General features: G+C 70.7%; 17 protein-coding genes. 8 read left to right on the top strand and 9 right to left on the bottom strand.

Annotated features, from left to right (window positions below; genetic code table 11):
- Positions 1-74 precede the first annotated feature (74 nt).
- The gene (locus OG780_RS03785; RefSeq protein WP_328444646.1) at positions 75-503 is read left to right on the top strand and encodes a YrdB family protein; all 429 of its coding nucleotides are present in this window, start codon (positions 75-77) and stop codon (positions 501-503) included.
- Between the two features lie 37 nt (positions 504-540).
- Here the strand turns inward: OG780_RS03785 and OG780_RS03780 are convergent, their stop codons facing one another.
- Positions 541-1074 carry a GNAT family N-acetyltransferase gene (locus OG780_RS03780; protein WP_328444644.1) on the bottom strand — a complete coding sequence of 178 codons (534 nt, stop codon included), beginning with the start codon at positions 1072-1074 and terminating at the stop codon, positions 541-543.
- 91 nt (positions 1075-1165) lie between these two features.
- Between OG780_RS03780 and OG780_RS03775 the strand changes: the two genes are divergently transcribed.
- Complete coding sequence (locus OG780_RS03775; RefSeq protein WP_328444642.1) at positions 1166-1426, top strand: hypothetical protein; 261 nt, start codon at positions 1166-1168, stop codon at positions 1424-1426.
- A 109-nt stretch (positions 1427-1535) separates the two neighbouring features.
- Here the strand turns inward: OG780_RS03775 and OG780_RS03770 are convergent, their stop codons facing one another.
- Together OG780_RS03770 and OG780_RS03765 are read right to left on the bottom strand one after the other, a co-directional pair.
- On the bottom strand, positions 1536-1760 hold the full coding sequence (locus OG780_RS03770) for a hypothetical protein (RefSeq protein ID WP_328444640.1): 225 nt from the start codon (positions 1758-1760) through the stop codon (positions 1536-1538).
- Positions 1757-2386 carry a ParA family protein gene (locus OG780_RS03765; RefSeq protein ID WP_328444638.1) on the bottom strand — a complete coding sequence of 210 codons (630 nt, stop codon included), beginning with the start codon at positions 2384-2386 and terminating at the stop codon, positions 1757-1759. Before OG780_RS03765 ends, OG780_RS03770 begins: the two co-directional genes overlap by 4 nt.
- 318 nt (positions 2387-2704) lie before the next feature.
- Here OG780_RS03765 and OG780_RS03760 point away from each other — a divergent pair, with 318 nt between their 5' ends.
- Both OG780_RS03760 and OG780_RS03755 read left to right on the top strand, forming a co-directional pair.
- The gene (locus OG780_RS03760; RefSeq protein WP_443062297.1) at positions 2705-4288 is read left to right on the top strand and encodes a sodium/solute symporter; all 1584 of its coding nucleotides are present in this window, start codon (positions 2705-2707) and stop codon (positions 4286-4288) included.
- A gap of 140 nt (positions 4289-4428) precedes the next feature.
- Positions 4429-5253, top strand: coding sequence for a polysaccharide lyase family 7 protein (locus tag OG780_RS03755; protein WP_443062296.1), 825 nt, complete (start codon positions 4429-4431; stop codon positions 5251-5253).
- A gap of 77 nt (positions 5254-5330) precedes the next feature.
- Here OG780_RS03755 and OG780_RS03750 read toward each other — a convergent pair whose 3' ends face one another.
- From OG780_RS03750 to OG780_RS03740, 3 genes are all read right to left on the bottom strand, one after another.
- Entirely contained in the window at positions 5331-6770 is a 1440-nt protein-coding gene (locus OG780_RS03750) for a gamma-aminobutyraldehyde dehydrogenase (protein WP_328444634.1), read from the bottom strand.
- A 16-nt stretch (positions 6771-6786) separates the two neighbouring features.
- Positions 6787-7188, bottom strand: coding sequence for a YybH family protein (locus OG780_RS03745; RefSeq protein ID WP_328444632.1), 402 nt, complete (start codon positions 7186-7188; stop codon positions 6787-6789).
- 74 nt (positions 7189-7262) lie between these two features.
- Positions 7263-8798 carry a purine-cytosine permease family protein gene (locus OG780_RS03740; RefSeq protein WP_328444630.1) on the bottom strand — a complete coding sequence of 512 codons (1536 nt, stop codon included), beginning with the start codon at positions 8796-8798 and terminating at the stop codon, positions 7263-7265.
- A 109-nt stretch (positions 8799-8907) separates the two neighbouring features.
- On the opposite strand from OG780_RS03740, the gene OG780_RS03735 reads away from it, so the two are divergent.
- Positions 8908-10356 (top strand): PucR family transcriptional regulator, encoded by a 1449-nt coding sequence (locus tag OG780_RS03735; RefSeq protein WP_328444628.1) that lies wholly within the window; start codon positions 8908-8910, stop codon positions 10354-10356.
- Positions 10357-10405: 49 nt separating this feature from the next.
- Here OG780_RS03735 and OG780_RS03730 read toward each other — a convergent pair whose 3' ends face one another.
- Entirely contained in the window at positions 10406-11038 is a 633-nt protein-coding gene (locus OG780_RS03730; RefSeq protein ID WP_328444626.1) for a TetR/AcrR family transcriptional regulator, read from the bottom strand.
- 64 nt (positions 11039-11102) lie between these two features.
- On the opposite strand from OG780_RS03730, the gene OG780_RS03725 reads away from it, so the two are divergent.
- Complete coding sequence (locus tag OG780_RS03725; RefSeq protein ID WP_328444624.1) at positions 11103-11981, top strand: ABC transporter ATP-binding protein; 879 nt, start codon at positions 11103-11105, stop codon at positions 11979-11981.
- Positions 11971-12729, top strand: a complete 759-nt coding sequence (locus tag OG780_RS03720) for an ABC transporter permease (RefSeq protein WP_328444622.1) — start codon at positions 11971-11973, stop codon at positions 12727-12729. Before OG780_RS03725 ends, OG780_RS03720 begins: the two co-directional genes overlap by 11 nt.
- Before the next feature lie 20 nt (positions 12730-12749).
- Here OG780_RS03720 and OG780_RS03715 read toward each other — a convergent pair whose 3' ends face one another.
- Positions 12750-13349 carry a TetR/AcrR family transcriptional regulator gene (locus tag OG780_RS03715; RefSeq protein ID WP_328444620.1) on the bottom strand — a complete coding sequence of 200 codons (600 nt, stop codon included), beginning with the start codon at positions 13347-13349 and terminating at the stop codon, positions 12750-12752.
- 180 nt (positions 13350-13529) lie between these two features.
- Here OG780_RS03715 and OG780_RS03710 point away from each other — a divergent pair, with 180 nt between their 5' ends.
- Entirely contained in the window at positions 13530-14549 is a 1020-nt protein-coding gene (locus tag OG780_RS03710; RefSeq protein WP_328444618.1) for an aldo/keto reductase, read from the top strand.
- 121 nt (positions 14550-14670) lie between these two features.
- On the opposite strand, the gene OG780_RS03705 is transcribed toward OG780_RS03710, so the two are convergent.
- Positions 14671-17022 carry a galactose-binding domain-containing protein gene (locus OG780_RS03705; protein ID WP_328444616.1) on the bottom strand — a complete coding sequence of 784 codons (2352 nt, stop codon included), beginning with the start codon at positions 17020-17022 and terminating at the stop codon, positions 14671-14673.
- Positions 17023-17048: the final 26 nt, after the last annotated feature.

Below are 17048 nucleotides of genomic sequence, written 5' to 3'. Positions count from 1 at the left end.
AACTTCCTTGCAGGGCAGTAGTGTTCCCGCGTGCAAGCCATGCCGGTCGCCCACACGCATACCGAGAGGACTTCATGACTACGGACCCCGGCACAGCCCTGTTCGCCGAGCGGCCGTGGTTCGCGGCCAACGAAATCCTGGCGTTCGTCGTGGAGCTCGCCGCGCTCGCCTGTCTGAGCTGGTGGGGATTCACCGTCGGCGACAGCCGGTCGCTCCACATCCTTCTCGGCCTGGGGGTGCCCCTGACGGCCATTGTGCTCTGGTCGCTGTTCGCGGCACCGAAGGCACGACTGAGGCCCGGGCTGCCCGTCGTGCTTCTCGTCAAAACGGTCGTACTGGGGGGTGGCGCGGCCGCGGTGTACGGAGTGGGGTATCCCCTTGCAGCCGTGGTCATGGCGGTCGTCGTGGTCGCGAACACGGCGGTCGCCGAAACCCTCCGCCGCACCGTTCCCGTCCGGCCCGTGGGACCGGACGGCGCGACCGGGTCACCGGAGTCCGGCTGAGACCCCCCGGAGCGGGCTCACGCGTCGAGAGCGGGGATCACCCCTGGAATTCGGTGAGATCGATCGCGTGGACGGTCAGCGGGAAGCCGTACTCCGGGTGGGTGGTGTGCTTCTCCGGCTCCATGCCGAGCTTGCGGACGACGTTCAACGAGGCCTGATTGCTGACGTGGTTGATGCTGATCACCCGGTCGAGGCCGCGGTCCTGGAGGGCGAACTCCAGTGTGGCGTGGGCGGCTTCGGACGCGTAGCCCTGGCCCCAGAACGGTGTGCCGAAGCGATAGCTGATCGCCACGGCGGGCAGTACCTCGGGCAGGAACTCGGGTACCGACAGCCCCGCGAAGCCCGCCAGCTCCCCCGAGGCCAGCAGCTCGACGGCGAAGATGCCGAAGCCCTCCTCGTCCCATTCGTCCTCCCACCGCTCCATCTCCTCGGCGGTGGCGTCCAGGTCGCGGACCGAACCGTCGTCGATCCAGCGCATGACCTCGGGGTCCGCGTTGATGTCCGCCATGGGGGCGAGGTCGTTGTCGTACCAGCGGCGGAGGAGGAGGCGGGGGGTGCGGATCTCGGTCATGGCATCCATCCTGCCCTACAGGTCAGCCCCCGCCCGACGCAGGCTGAGCGGGTCATTGTTTTGCACGGGTCGACCGGGGCAACCGGCCGTCATGGAGACGAACGACGGTACGGACGAAGTGATCGAGACCCAGGGTGACGAGCATCATGTCGTCCTCAGCGCCGACACCAACGGCGACGGGAAGACCGACGTCTGGATGACCGACACCACAGGAGACGGCAAGGCCGATCTCTACCAGTTCGACACGACGGGTGACGGCCGGATCGACCTGACGATGGTCGAAAGGGGCGACGAGCCGGGCGTGGACCGGGTCGTCGTCGAGGGCGACGGCGGCCACCCGATGGAGAGCTGACCCCTCGTCGCGGCGCCGTGCCCGGCTGGTTCGAGCGACAGGCTCCCGGCCCGGACGAACGGAAACCCTGGACCGTGTCGGCGTCGAGGGACGGGGCCCCCGTCGTTGCCTACGGGGTACCCGTCAGAGGCCGCAGGGCGGCGGCGCCGACACGCAGGATCGCGGACACGGGCGGCCCCACCCAGCGGGTCAGTCCGTCCGGCAGCGCGGGGTCCAGTTCGATCGTCACCCGGACGTACTGCGTGTGCAGCCGCGCGACCTTGGTGTGACGGGGCGCGGCGGCATCGGGTTCCCGTTGCAGGGCGGCCCGGTAGGTGTCCTTGCGCTGGTTCACATCGTGTCCTGACGCTTGATGAGCTCGTCCGCGAGATCCATGTACGCCGAGCCCTTGACCGTGACAGGGCTGCCGAACGACTGGGAGTACAGGTCGAGTCGGGGAATGTGGGTGGACAACACGTCGAAGCCGCGTTCCGTGAGCGCTTCGCGGGCATCGGCATCCGGACCGGTACGGGTGGCGTCCGGACGGTTCGTACGGTTCAGCAGTACGGCGGAACGGGCCGGCCGGGGCCGCAGGGACTGGACGTCGCCCATCTCGCGGCCGATCGGCGCCATGCGGTCCAGCTCGATGGGGGACGGGGTCACCGGCACGATCCACTCGCTCGCGTACCGCATGACGCTCCGGGCGATGTGGGCGTGATCCTCCATCTGCGGGGCGTCGAACACCACGGCCTGCCGGTCGCCGAGGAAGTCGTTCACGCGCCGGTGCACGTCGCCCACCGGGAGGGAGAACACGGGGAAGGGGAAACCTCCCGCCAGTTCGCTCCACCGCAGCGCCGAGGACGCGGGGTCACTGTCCACCAACAGGGGTGAGAAGCCCGACTCGTGCAACGCGTGGGCCAGCCACACCGCGCTCGTCGTCTTGCCCACTCCGGGTTTCAGGTTCACAAAGGCATAGCTCATCGACACAGGGAGCCACGCTAGTGACCGCGAGGGGCCGGGGGTCGGCCAAGCAGCGGATACCGTCCCCGCGTTCACCCCGTCGCGCCCGTGAATCATCCCAATGGATCAACGGTGTGCCGGCGCACAGACCCGCTCCGCAACCGCTGTGCACCCGCCGCCCGAACGCGCGGTCCCCTGTACGCGCTCCGGCGCGGCTGATGCCATGCCGGGCATGTCTCCCGCAGCTTGCCCACATCCCGTTTCTCCCGTCCCTCCGTCATCTCCGGTCCAGGGCGCACGGACGAGCCCGTGCACGCCGGCGCCGACCGCGGGCCGCCGGTGAGCGCCGTGGGCGACGGAGAGTCGCTCGCCGTCATGGTCTTCCTCGGCTTCGTCGCCGTGTCCCTGCTGTTGTGCGGCCTGGCGGCGGCCGATCTGGACGACCCCGAGCACTTCTACGCGGGCGGCGGCGCGGCCTTCGGGCCGGTCGGAGGCGGGCTGGCCATCGCCGGTGACTACATCTCCGCGGCCACCCTGCTCAGCACCACCGGCGCGGTGGCCCTCGACGGCGCGGACGGCATCCTGTTCGCCTGTGCCACCGTCGTCTCCCTCTATCTGATGATGCGGTTCCTGGGTGAACCCCTGCGCAGGAAAGGGGTGTTCACGCTGGGGGACTTTGTCTCCGACCGCCTCGGCGCCCCCTCCGTGCGCCGGGCGCTCGGCGTCGCCTCTCTCGTCGTCCTCACCCCGCTGCTCCTGGTGCAGCTCTCCACCGCCGGACGCATCATGGCGGCCATGTTCGGGCTCCCGGACGGCGCGCTCACCGGATGCACCGTCGCCGGAGGGGCCCTGATGGTCTGTTACGCCGCGTTCGGCGGGATGCGCGGCGTCGGGTACGTACAGATCCTGAAGGTCGGTGTGGTGCTCACCGCCATGCTGCTGCTGGCCGGGGTCGTCCTCGCCCGGTACGGATGGTCGCCGCCGGCCCTGTTCGGTGCCGCCCGGGAGCATTCCGGAGCGGGCGCCGCCTACGCGCGTCCCGGACTCCACTTCGGTCACTCCGTCGCCGGACGCCTCGACCTGATCGGCTTCGAGGCCACCCTCCTGGTCGGAGCCGCCTGTCTGCCGCACATCACCATGCGGCTCCACCCGGTCCGGGAGGCCCGCACCGCGAGGCGCGCCGTCGGCTGGGCGGTCGGCCCGGTGGCGGTGGTGTGTGCCGGGGTCGTGGTGGCCGGGCTGGGTGCCTGTGCCCTGATGGGCCGGGGTCCGGTGCGGGCCGCCGACCCCGGGGGAGCGACCGCCCTGCTGATGGTGACGGGCGCGCTCGACCCGGTCGCCGGGGGCGCCCGGCACAGCATGCTGTTCGCGATCGTCGCCTGCGCCGTCTTCGCGACCACCCTCGCGGCCGTCGCGGGCATCACGCTGGCGGCCGCCTCCAGTCTCGCCCGTGACTTCGGCGGGCGGTCCGCGCACGGGGGCGGGGGCCGTTCGCCCGCCGGGGAGATCCGCCGGGCACGGCTGGGGATCGTCCTGGTCGGAGCGGTCGCCGTCGTCGTGTCGGCGGTCCTCGGGGACCGCGGCAGACTGACGCTGATCTCCTTGTCGTTCACCGTCGCGGCCTCGGTGCTGGCCCCGGTTCTGCTGTACGCGCTCTTCCTGCCCGGTCACTCCGCCACCGGGGTGCGCCGGACCGTCTACGGGACCCTTCCGCTCATCGTGCTGCTGCTCGCGGGATCCCCCGCGGTGTCGGGCACCCCGTTCGCGGTCTTCCCCGACCACGACGTCCGCTGGTTCCCGCTCCAGACACCGGGGCTGATCACCATTCCGGCCGGCTTCCTCCTCGGGCTCATGGGCCGCACGCCCCCACGCGGAGGCACTCCCCGTACGTCCTGGCCGCGCTCAACTGCCGTGAGCGCGTGACCTCTTGACGGAGCTGGTGCAGACCTTTAGCGTCACGGCACACGCGAAGTTCACAGGTGAACTTACTGTTCATGCATGTGAACCTCGGCTTCCCCCACCGTCTGCTCCACCCGACCAGACGAAAGGCCGTGACCCTCATGATGAACAAGCGACCACGTACCCGAACTCCCGCTTTCCGTACCGGACTTGCCGCTCCTCCTCGACTCCTGACAGCGGCGACCCTCGCGGGCCTCGTCGCCGCGGCCACCGTTCTGGGCACCTCCAGCGCCGGTGCCGCCGACCCGAAGGTCGCGCCCGGCGGCAACTTCGACCTGTCGGTGTGGCAGCTCCAGGAGCCCGTGGGCTCCCCGGGCTCGCCCACCACCATCTCCTCCGCCCGGCTGCAGGGGGCGAACGGCTACCAGGACGCGTACTTCTACACCGACACCCGGGACGGCGCGATGACGTTCTGGGCGCCCGAGAAGGGCGTCACGACGCCGAACTCCAACTACGCCCGCTCCGAACTGCGGGAGATGAACCGCAGCGGCAGCGCGGCGAACTGGTCGCTCAGCGGCAGCCACCGGCTGAGCGCGACGCTGCGGGTGGTGTCGGTCACCTCCAACGTGTGCGTCGGCCAGATCCACCTCGGCTCCGGCGGATCGTCCACCAAGCCGCTCGTGGAGCTGTACTACCGCGCGAGCGGTGACATCGTCGTCGGCACGGAGAATTCGCCGTCCGGCGGGCAGACGACCCACACGGTGGGGCATGTGGCGGTCGGCAAGACATGGACCTACACGATCGCCGTCTCCGGCGGGAACACCATCGACCTGACCGTCAACGGCAGCACCACGCACTACGCGATCCCGTCGTCGTTCTTCCCCTACAAGCAGTACTTCAAGGCAGGCTCGTACAACCAGTCGTCCTCCGAGAGCACCACGAAGGGGGCGAGGGTCGCCTTCTACGGCCTGACCGTCTCGCACGGCTGACCAGGTACTCGTCGGACGCGACGGAGGGGTGGGCCCGGCGCGATGCCGGGCCCACCCCTCCGTCGCGGAGCGACCGATCAGAGCGACGTCATGACGTGCTTGATCCGGGTGTAGTCCTCGAAGCCGTAGGCGGAGAGGTCCTTGCCGTAGCCGGACTGCTTGAACCCGCCGTGCGGCATCTCGGCGACGAGTGCCATGTGGGTGTTGATCCACACACAGCCGAAGTCGAGCCTCTTCGACATCCGCATCGCCCGCGCGTGGTCCTTGGTCCACACCGAGGAGGCCAGCGCGTAGTCCACGCCGTTGGCGTACGCGACGGCCTGGTCCTCGTCCGTGAACGACTGGACGGTCATGACCGGGCCGAAGACCTCGTTCTGGATGATCTCGTCGTCCTGCCTCAGACCCGAGACCACGGTCGGGGCGTAGAAGTAGCCCTTGTCGCCGACCCGGTGGCCGCCCGCCTCGACCTTCGCGTGCTCGGGCAGTCGCTCGATGAAACCGCTGACCTGGGCGAGCTGGTTCGCGTTGTTGAGCGGCCCGTACAGCACGTCCTCGTCGTCCGGCTGCCCGGTCTTCGTCCCGGCCGCGGCCTTGGCGAGGGCGGCGACGAACTCGTCGTGCACCGACGCGTGGACCAGGACGCGGGTGGCCGCCGTGCAGTCCTGGCCGGCGTTGAAGAAGCCGCCGACCACCAGGTCCTCGACCGCCTTGGCCAGGTCGGCGTTCTCGAAGACCACGGCCGGGGCCTTGCCGCCGAGCTCCAGGTGGACCCGCTTGACGTCCTTGGCCGCGCTCTGGGCGACCTGGATGCCGGCGCGCACCGAGCCGGTGATGGAGGCCATCGCCGGGGTCGGGTGCTCCACCATCAGCCGGCCGGTCTCGCGGTCGCCGCAGACCACGTTGAAGATCCCCTGGGGCAGGCCGAGCTCCTCCAGGACACCGCCGATGATCTCCGCGATCAGCACCGTGGAGGCCGGGGTGGTGTCCGAGGGCTTGAGCACCACCGCGTTGCCCGCCGCGAGGGCCGGGGCGAACTTCCACACCGCCATCAGCAGGGGGTAGTTCCACGGCGCGACCTGGGCGCACACGCCGACGGGCTCGCGGCGGATGATCGAGGTCATGCCCTCCATGTACTCGCCGGCCGAGCGGCCCTCCAGCATCCGCGCCGCGCCCGCGAAGAAGCGGACCTGGTCGATCGCCGGGGCGAGTTCCTCGCTGAGGGTGAGGTGCAGCGGCTTGCCGGTGTCGCGGCTCTCCGCGGCGACCAGTTCCCCGGCCCGCGCCTCCATCGCGTCGGCGATCTTCAGCAGCGCGCGCTGCCGCACGGACGGTGTCGCGTCGCGCCAGACGGGGAACGCCGCGGCCGCGGCCGCCATCGCCGCGTCGACATCGGCCGCCCCGGACAGCGGGGAGGTCGCGTAGACGTCACCGGTGGTCGGGTCCACCACATCGAGAGTCCGGCCGTCGGCGGCATCCGCGAACGTACCGTCGATGTAGTTGCGGAACGTGCTGCTCATGGAACGTCTCTCCTGGTCAGGCGGTGGTACGGGGGGACAGGTGCTCGTGTACGGCGAGCCAGGCGCCGTCCGCGGAGCGGGCGAAGACGATGGTCTCCCGCTCGTGCACCGTCTCCTCGCCGGCGTTGTTGGCGACGCGGGTCTCCACGTCGTGGCTGAAGACAGCCGTGTCACCGAAGGGCTGGACGAGCTGTGCCGACGAGGTGCAGCCGAGGACGCGGAAACCGTCCTGCTCCACCCACCGCTGCCACAGGGCGCGGTACTCGGCCGTGGAGCCGAGACGCCCCGGCGTGGTGTGGAAGACGAACGTCGCGTCCGGTGCGAAGGCACCGAAGTAGTCGTCGAGGCGGCCCTCGGCGAAGGCGGCGACGAGCGCGTCCGCGGCGGCCCGGACTTCCTGCACGGTGGTGGTGCTCATGCACGGCTCCTGGTCAGGGGCGCCCGGCGGTCAGGGCCGGGCACCCAGTCGGTGGTGTCGGTGGCGCTGAGGGCTCAGAGAGCCGCGGCGGGCTCGGGGGACTTCTCCTCGGTGCCACCGGTGATCGGCGCGATGTCGGTGTCGGACGCCCCGACGAAGCGGGGTCCGTCGGGCCCGTACACGGCGCGCGGCTCGGGGAACAGGGCGAGTGCGGCGAGGTAGAGCACGACCGCCAGACCGAGGCCGACCGGCAGCGAGATGTCCGCGCCGTTCGCGAGGTTGCCCAGCGGACCGACGAACTGACCCGGCAGATTGGTGAAGAGGAGGGCCACGACGGCGCTGACGAGCCAGGTGCCCATGCCGCGCCAGTTCCAGCCGTGCGCGAACCAGTAGCGGCCACCGCGCTGACGCCGGTTGAAGACCTGCAGTGCCTCGGCGTCGTACCAGCCGCGCCGTGTGACGTAGCCGAGCGCCATGACGACCATCCACGGCGCGGTGCAGGTGATGATCAGCGTGGCGAAGGTGGAGATGGACTGCGTGAGGTTGAGCGCGAAGCGGCCGAGGAAGATGAACCCGATGGACAGGACACCGATGAAGAAGGTGGCCTGGACGCGGTTGAAGCGCGGGAAGACGCTGGCGAAGTCCAGCCCCGTTCCGTAGAGGGACGTCGTGCCGGTCGACAGGCCACCGATCAGGGCGATCAGGCAGAGCGGCAGGAAGTACCAGCCGGGGGAGACGGCCAGCAGTCCGCCCACGTAGTTCGGGGCGGCCGGGTCGACGTACTTCGCGGCCTTCGTCGCGATGATCGACGCCGTGGCCAGGCCGAAGACGAAGGGCAGCAGGGTGGCGATCTGGGCGAGGAACGCGGCGCCCATCACCCGGCGGCGCGGGGTGTCCGCGGGGATGTAGCGGGACCAGTCACCGAGGAACGCGCCGAAGGAGACCGGGTTGGAGAGCACGATCAGCGCGGCGCCGATGAACGACGGCCAGAACAGCGGGTCGGCGGTCGAGGCGAAGGCACCCGCGTATCCGGGGTCGAAGTCACCGGCGAAGGCGAAGGCGCCGAGCACGAAGAGGGCCGAGGCCGCCAGCACCGCGATCTTGTTGACCAGCAGCATGAAGCGGAAGCCGTAGATGCAGACGACGAGCACGAGCCCGCCGAAGATCGCGTACGCGATGCCGTAGGTGACGTCCGACTCGGGGACGTTCACGAGCCGGTGCGCGCCGCCGACGAGCGCGTCTCCCGAGGACCACACCGAGATCGAGAAGAACGCGATGGCGGTGAGCAGGGAGAGGAAGGATCCGACGACCCGGCCGTGCACGCCCAGGTGCGCGGAGGAGGAGACGGCGTTGTTCGTGCCGTTGGCGGGGCCGAACAGGGACATCGGGGCCAGCAGCAGCGCACCCGCGACCAGTCCGAGGACGGTCGCCGCGAGCCCCTGCCAGAAGGAGAGCCCGAAGAGGATCGGGAACGCGCCCAGCACACAGGTCGCGAAGGTGTTGGCGCCGCCGAAGGCGAGCCGGAACAGGTCGATCGGCCGGGCCGTGCGGTCCTCGTCCGGGATTCGCTCGACGCCATATGTCTCGATTTCGGTGACCGAGGTCGTCACGGGCCCTCCAGTGTCCGTTAGTGCACCGTTCAAACGGTGGCCTCCACAGTGTGAGGCCCTCGGTGACCTGCGACAATGGTGTCCATCACAGATGCGTACGATGTCATTTGTGGCCAGCGACAAACTCACCATCCAGGACCTGCTCTCCTCCCCGGCGCTCCAGCTCTCGCTGAAGGCCGGCGGCGGTCTGGAACGGTCAGTCTCCTGGGCGCACGCCAGCGAGCTCGTCGACCCCACGCCCTGGCTCCTGGGAGCCGAGCTGATCATGACCGCGGGCCTGGCGATCCCCCGTACCGCGGCGGAACAGCGCGCCTATCTGGAACGGCTGGACGACGCCGGGGCGTCCGGGCTCGCGCTCTCGGCGCAGCTGCACATGCCACCGCTGCACGACGCGTTCTTCCAGGCAGCGCGGGAGCGGGACTTCCCGGTCCTCGAAGTGCCGCTCGCCGTTCCCTTCATCGCCGTCGCCCAGGAAGTCGCGGCCTCCGCCCAGGAGGAGGCGCGGCACCGGCTGGGCGCGCAGCTCCAGGTCTTCGGCGCGCTGCGCTGGCTGGTCACGGAGGATCTCGACACACCGACACTCCTGCGCCGGCTCGAAGGCCTGTCGGGCTACGACGTCTTCCTCTGCACTCCTCAGGGGCGCCCGCTCCTGCCCGGGGTCCCGGTGCCCGACCCGGCCGTCCTGCCCGCGTCCGTCGACGCCCCGCCGACGATCCCCGGCGGGTTCGTCCTCCCGGTGCCCGCGCCCGGCGGCCCGGCGGGCTTCCTCGTCGCGTACGAGCGTGAGGGCGCCCGGCCCGCGGGGCTCGCCGTGGTCCAGCACATCGCCACCGTCGCGGCGCTGCGGCTGGCGATGGTGCGCAACGAGCGCGAGACGTTGCGACGCGAGGGAGCGGAGACGTTGGCCGAACTGCTTCAGGAGGTGCTCGACCCGGAGGCGGCGCGGCGCCGGCTCGCCCGGCACGCGATCGAGGGCGACACCGTGCTGCTGATCGTGCGTCGCACCACCGACGAGGCGCTGCTGCGCTTCCTGGAGGACCGGCCCCATCTGCTGCTGACCCGGGGCGAGGACCGCTATGTCCTCGGGGCGCCGGAGCTGGCGGCGGCCGTCGGTGAGCTGCCCGGCGTGGCGGCCGGGGCCAGCCGCCCCTTCCTGCCGGGGGACGCGCTGAAGGTCGCGCAGCGCGAGGCTCTGTGGGCGGTGTCCAAGGCCGTCGAGTCGGGCCGTGCCGTCGTCCACTACGGCGACGACGGGGCGGGCCGGTGGCTGCCCGACGATCCCGCCGTCCTGGCGGCACTGGTTGAGCACGTGCTCGGCGGCGTGCTGCGTTACGACGAGAGCCACGACTCGCGGTTGCTCGTCTCGGCCCGCACCTGGATGGAGCGCGACCGCCGCACCGAGACGGCGGCCGCGGCACTTCACATCCACCCCAACACCCTCGCTTACCGGCTGCGCCGCTTCGGCGCGCTCACCGACCGCGACCTGACGTCGACGGCGGCCCTGGCGGAGGTCTGGCTGGCGATCCAGGCGGCGGGAGCACTGGGCCTGACCGACTGAACGGGCCCGCGGGTACGTACCGGTCCGCCCCGCGTGTCCGGGGCGCGGATCATTCCTCGCGCCGAGCGACCGCCTCGACCAGCCGCGCGATGTCGGCGAGATCGGCCTCGAACTCGGCGGTGAGGTCGAGGGGCAGGTCCAGCCACGGCCCGAGGGCGCTGTGGCCGGGGAGTTCGCTCTCGTCGAGCTGGCCCCGCCGGCTGCGCGGGTCGCCGGCGCCGGGAGTGAAGCGGCCCGAGGCCTCGGAAGCGGCGAAGCCTATGACGAACGTACTGATCATGCGTTCCAGCCGGGGCACCTGAGGCTCGGAGACCCCGGCCTCGATGAGCGCGGTGTAGATGATCTCCACCGCCCGCAGGCCGTCCGGGGTGACGGCCGGCCGCGAGAAGAGCAGGTGCGCGGCCCAGGGGTGCTGCTGGGTCACCTTCCGGGCCGCGTGCGCGAGGGCGCGGAGCCGTGCGTCCCAGGTGACGTGCTCGGCCGGATCCGCGGGCAGCAGCGCGGTGAGCAGCCGTCCGACCATGCCGTCCAGCAGCGCCGACTTGTCCTTGACGTGCCGGTACAGCGCCATCGGCGTCACCCCGACGCGATCGGCAAGGGCGCGCATCGAGACGGCGTCGACCCCGTGCTCGTCGGCGATGGCCACGGCGGCGTCCAGGATCTCTTCCCGTCTCCCACTCATGGGTCTACAGTGTAGACGTATACGGTGTAGACGTGTACGGCGTAGACCTCACGAAGGACGGATGATGCTGATCGCAGAGGGATTGGTGAAGCGCTACGGCTCACGCCACGCGCTCGACGGGTTCGACCTGACGGTCGCGGCGGGGGAGATCGTGGGACTGATCGGTCACAACGGCGCGGGCAAGACGACGTTCGTCGAGATCGTCGCCGGTCTCGTACGTCCCGACGCGGGCCGCGTCACCATCGCGGCGCTCGACGCGCTGCGGGACGGCCGGGCCGCGCGGCGCTTCCTCGGTGTGGCCCCGCAGGAACTCGCCCTGTACGGGGGCGCCACCGCGCGGGAGAACGTGCGGCTGTTCGCCGGGCTGGCGGGGTTCCGCGGACGGCGCGGGGACGCCGAGATCGCCCGGGTCCTGGACGAGCTGTGCCTGGCGGCCGTGGCGGACCACCCCGTGGCCGCCCTCTCCGGAGGCCAGCGCCGCCGGGTCCAGGCGGCCACCGCCATGGTCGGCTCACCACCTCTCCTCCTGCTGGACGAACCGACCGCCGGAGCCGATCCGGAAACCCGCTCGGCCCTGCTGAGCGCGGTCAGGGCTCGGGCCGAAGCGGGCGCGGCCGTCGTCTACACGACCCACTACCTGCCGGAACTCGTCGACCTGGACGCCACGCTGGCACTGGCGCGGGCCGGACGGATCATCGCGCGCGGCACGCAGGAAGAGCTCACCCGCCACCTGCCCGGCGAGCTCAGGGTCACCTTCGCCGACCCCGGCGAACCCGAGCTGTGCCGTCCGACCACGGACCCCGGTGCCGATCTGGCGGCCCTGCTCGCGTCCGGTCGTACCCCCGCGTCCGTCGACGTGCGCCGCCCCGGGCTGGACGATCTCTACCGGTCCATGGAAGGCGCGGAGACCGCGACGCGGACGGAGGTCCGTGATGCCGCGTGAGTCCGCCGCCCGCGTGGCCGTGCTGGTGCGCCACAACGTGCTGCTCATGGCGCGCGAACCCGGTCCGGTACTGAGCCGGATGATCCTCCCGCTCGTCTTCATCACGCTGCTGCGTCCGCTCTACCTGGCCGGACAGGGCCGCGAGGCCGGCACGGAACAAGCCGTCGTCGGCACGCTGGTCACCTTCTCGCTGCTCGCCCTCGGTATCTGCGGCGGCGCGATCCTCACCGAACGGCTCGGCCGTACCTGGGACCGCCTGCGCGGTACCGCCCTGCGCCCCGCCGAGCTGCTCGTCGCCAAGGCCGTCCCGGCCTTCGCGGCCCTGCTCGCCCAACAGTTGCTCATCGTGGGTTTCGCCGTGTGCGTCTTCGGCCTGCGTGTCCCGCACCCCTTCCTGCTGCTGGGTCTCCTGCTGAGCTGGAGCTGCGCGCTCCTCGGACTCGGCACCCTGCTCGGCGTTCTGGTCCGCAGCCTGGGGGCGCTCTCGGCCGCCTTCGACATCGGCGGCATGCTGCTGAGCAGCCTCGGAGGGGCGCTCGTCCCGCTCGCCGCCCTGCCTGCCTGGGTCTCGGACGTGGCCCCCGCCTCACCCGGCTACTGGGCCGCCCGCGGCCTGCGTGCCGCCCTGTCCGGCGACACCGGCGCCGTGGCGGAGTCCTGTGGCACGCTCCTCGCCGTGGCACTGGTCTGCGGCGCCGCGGCATCGGTCCGGCTGGTGGGCCGCAGCGGCCGGCTGGTGGCGCTCTAGGGGGCCCGCCCTTCGGGTGGTCACGGCCCTTCGGGCAGGCGCAGGCCCGCGACGAGGGTCTCGACCAGTCGCCGCGCGTCGTAGCGGGGGTCGTTGTGGGCGCCGATGCAGAGGTTGCCGATGCCGCGCATCAGTTGATAGGCCGTCAGACCGGGGCGGATCTCGCCGGATTCGGCGGCGGCGTCGAGGAGTTGGGTGCACACGGGGACCAGCCGGTCGACGAAGTACCTGTGCAGTGCGTCGAACGCCGTGTTGTCGGGCTGCAGGACGGCGGCGAGCCCGTGCTTGGTGACGAGGAAGTCGACGAACAGGTCGATCCACCGTGACAGCGCGGTGTAGGGGGACGCGCAGTCGTCCAGCAGGGCCGGACCCGCCTCGGCGCAGGCCTCGACCTGGTGCCGGTACACGGCGACGATGAGATCGGCCCGCGTCGGGAAGTGCCGGTAGATCGTGGCCGTACCGACGCCGGCCCTGGCCGCGATGTCGCGCACGGGCGCCTCCACGCCCGACGTGGCGAAGACCGTGGCGGCGGCGTCCAGTAGCGTCTCCTGGTTGCGCCGGGCGTCGGCCCGCCTGGGCCGGGCCGCCGCCTGTCCCGTGGTGTCGTCGCTGTCGTTCATCGCGCCCTTCCTTGTACGGCATGCCTAAACGGAACGATGTTCCGTATCGCCTTGCTAAGTGGGACAGCGTTCCGTATCGTCAAACGGGACGGTGTTCCGTTTGTTCATGATGGCAGACCGGGGACCCGGCGACCAACGGCGCCGTCACCACGCTTCACCCGTATCGAAGGAGGCAGGGGCATGCAGTACCGCACCTTGGGCCGCACCGGTGTGCAGGTCGGCTCGCTCGCGCTCGGCGCGATGAACTTCGGAAGGATCGGGCGCACCGGTCAGGACGAGGCCACCGCCATCGTCGATGCCGCCCTGGAGGGCGGGATCAATCTCATCGACACCGCCGACATGTACGGCGACGGCGAGTCGGAGGAGATGGTCGGCAAGGCCATCGCCGGCCGTCGCGACGACATCGTGCTGGCCACGAAGGCGGGCATGCCGATGGGGGAGGAGCGCAACCACCGGGGCTCCTCGCGCCGTTGGCTGATCACCGAGCTGGACGACAGTCTGCGCAGGCTCGGTGTCGACCACGTCGATCTCTACCAGATCCACCGGTGGGACCCGGCCACCGGCGACGAGGAGACCCTGTCGGCCCTGACCGACCTGCAACGCGCGGGAAAGATCCGCTACTTCGGCTCCTCGACCTTCCCCGCCCACCGCATCGTGCAGGCCCAATGGGCCGCCCGCGAGCATCATGTGAGGCCCTACGTCACCGAACAGCCCAGCTACTCCATACTGCAACGGGGTATCGAGGCCCATGTCCTGCCCGTGACCGAGGAGTACGGGCTCGGTGTCCTGGCGTGGAGCCCGCTGGCCTCGGGCTGGCTGTCCGGCGCGGTCAGGAAGGGTCGGGAGATCACCACCAGCCGCTCGGCGTTCCTGCCGCAGCGCTTCGACCTCTCCGTCCCCTCCAACCAGGCCCGGCTGGATGCCGTGGAGCGTCTGGCGGTCATCGCCGAGGAGGCCGGACTGACGCTGATCCAGCTCGCGCTCGGCTTCGTCACCGCGCATCCCGCCGTGACCAGCGCGCTGATCGGCCCCCGGACACTGGAGCACCTGCGCACCCAGCTCGCCGCCGCGGACACCGTGCTCTCCGCGGACGTCCTCGACGCGGTCGACGCCGTCGTGTCCCCGGGGACCGACCTTGCTCCGCAGGAGAAGTTCGACACCCCGCCCGCCCTGCTCGACGCGGCGCTGCGCCGCCGCTGACGGCCCGGTGGAACGGGCCTGACGACCCCGCCCGGGTCAGAGTTCCGGAGCGGGGCCGCCAGGAGTCCGTGGCGGAACGGGGCGTGCGGCCCATATGCGTGTCGGCCGGTGTGTGCCTCGATCAGCCGGTGTACGCCTCGATCTCGGACAACTGCCCCGCGGGCCAGCCGGTGTTGCCCGTGATGAGCACGCGCAGATAGCGGGTGGGGGTGCCGGACAGGGTGAGGGTGGTGGTGTTTCCGCTCGACGGATCGAAGGTGTATCCCGCCGACGGCTTCAGGGTGGTGAACGTGGTGCCGTCGGTGCTGCCCTGGATGCTCAGGGTCTGGGTGCGCGTGGCCCACGCCGTCGCCGGCGGCAGCTTGAGGACGACGCGCTTGACCGCCTTGGCGGCGCCCAGGTCGACGGTGAGGGACTGCGGGAAGGCGTTGTTGGCGCTCTCCCAGTAGCTGTTCGCGTTGCCGTCCACCGAGTTGGCCCCGGGGTAGACGTCCGTGTGGCTCGACTCGGTGACCGGCCGGTTCTTCGCGAGGTTCACGGTGGGGTCGGTGGGCGGGTCGGTCGGAGGATCGGTGGGCGGGTCGGTCGGTGGCGGGGTGCCGCCGCCGGGTACTCCGCCGTTGGTCCACTTCGGGTCCGGCCAGGTCCCCGTGCAGGCCGGCGGGTCGGCGTACCAGCCGCTGTTGCCCGTACCCCGGGTGATCTGGAAGCCGGAGCCGACGCAGTTGTGGATCGGGTTGGACTGGCCGATGTTCGTGGCCGTGACGTTGCTGAAGGAGGCCGTCCCCGGCGCCTGGATCTGGAGTGCGTAGGTCCCGGCTCCGTCGATCCGCACATGGTCGAAGTGCAGTCCGTTGGTCGCTCCCTCGATGTTCATGATCGCGGCGTAGGAGCTGTCGAGGATCTCGCTGTCGGTGATGTCGACGGTCGCGTTCAGGGGCTCGTTGAGTCCGCTGAACCAGACCGCGCCGACCCCGAACTGCCAGTTGTAGTCGTTGTTCCCGGCCCGTATCAGGGTGTTGCGGGCGGCCGTGATGGTGCCGGAGACGGCCGTGCCCTGGCCGGAGTTGACCCCGGGATAGCGGTTCGCGACATGCAGGCCGCCACCGTTGGTGACGGTGTCCGCCATGACGTTGTCGGAGAGGGTGATGTCCTTGCCGCCGTACGTGACGATGTTGTTCGCGAGGATCGGCAGGACCACCGTGTCGAAGGTGAACTTGTTCTTGACGTTCGGGACGCTCTCCGCCCACATCGCGAGGCCGTCGTCACCGGTGTTCCGTACGAACGTGTTGGTGACGGTGGAGTTGGTGACGCCCATGTGGAAGTTCACGCCGTCCGCGGTCTGATCGAGGATGCGGCTGTTCTTGATGGTGAAGTTGTTCATCGGCCCGTCCATCCAGGCCCCGCATTTGGTGTGCTGCATCCACACGTTGTCGACCGTGGAGTCGGACAGCGCACCGCCGATGGCGTTGACCTGGTCGTTGTCCACGCGTTCGCGGATGTCGCCGATGACGGCGAAGTCCTTGAGCGTGACGTTCTTGCTGCCGCCCTGGCCGGCGTACTTGCCGTAGACGCCGACGGCCTTCGACCGGTCCACCGGGTCGCGGCCGGTGAGGACGCTGTACCAGGGGCCCGCCCCGGCCAGTGTCACCTGGTCGACGACGATGTGATCGCGGACCTGGAAGGTGCCCTGCGGGATGTACACGGTTCTGCCCTGCGCCTTGCCCGCGTCGACCGCGGCCTGGATCTTGGCGGTGGAGTCCGCGGCGCCGGTCGGGTCCGCGCCGAAGTCGCCGACGACGTCGAGGGCTCCGGACGGTTTGCCGATCGGGGCGCCCACCTGCTCGAAGTCGGCGAGGTCGATGGTGAACGAGGGCGACTCGCTCGTGGAGGAGACCTGGAGGCGCACCTTGCTGCCGGCCGGCAGCGTGGAGCCGAACAGGGTGCGGGTCTCGTCGTAGAAGTGATGCGGGTTGCTGTCGCCGGGGTTGTTGTTGAAGGGGTAACCCCCGTAGTACCAGCCGTACTTGGAGGTCACCGGGACGCTCTTGAGGCGGTTGCCGTCGACCTTGAGGTCGAGACTCGCGTCGCGGCCCGTGCCGGCGGCGTTGTCGGGCAGCGAGTAGCGGAACGACATGGCGTCGGCGGGTGCGGTCAGCGTGAACTCGACGTACTCGCCCGTCGCGTCCAGCGTCACGGCCTGGCGGCCGGACGCCTCGGAGGGGAGATGGCCGTAGAGCCGGTCCGGGCCGATGAGGGTGCCGTTGGTGGCGGCGTACTCGGCCTCCTGTTCCTTGAAGGGGACGGCCGCGCCACGGCCGGAGATCCCGACGGGGGAAGGGGCGGGCACCCCTGCGGCGGCCGCGTGGGGGGCCAGGGCCACCGCGACGACGGTGCCGGCCGCGGCGAGTGCCAGCGACACGGACACCGCCGTGCCGCGTCGCAGGGGTCTGCCTTGGAGAGAGGGAGTCACAGGCGTGCGTCCTTAGGGCTCGTGGG

Source organism: Streptomyces sp. NBC_00386 (genome assembly GCF_036063235.1).
In the GTDB taxonomy this organism is placed as follows: Bacteria; Actinomycetota; Actinomycetes; order Streptomycetales; family Streptomycetaceae; genus Streptomyces.
The sequence above is the reverse complement of the archived record's forward strand: the minus strand, read 5'-3'. Positions and strand labels throughout refer to the sequence as shown.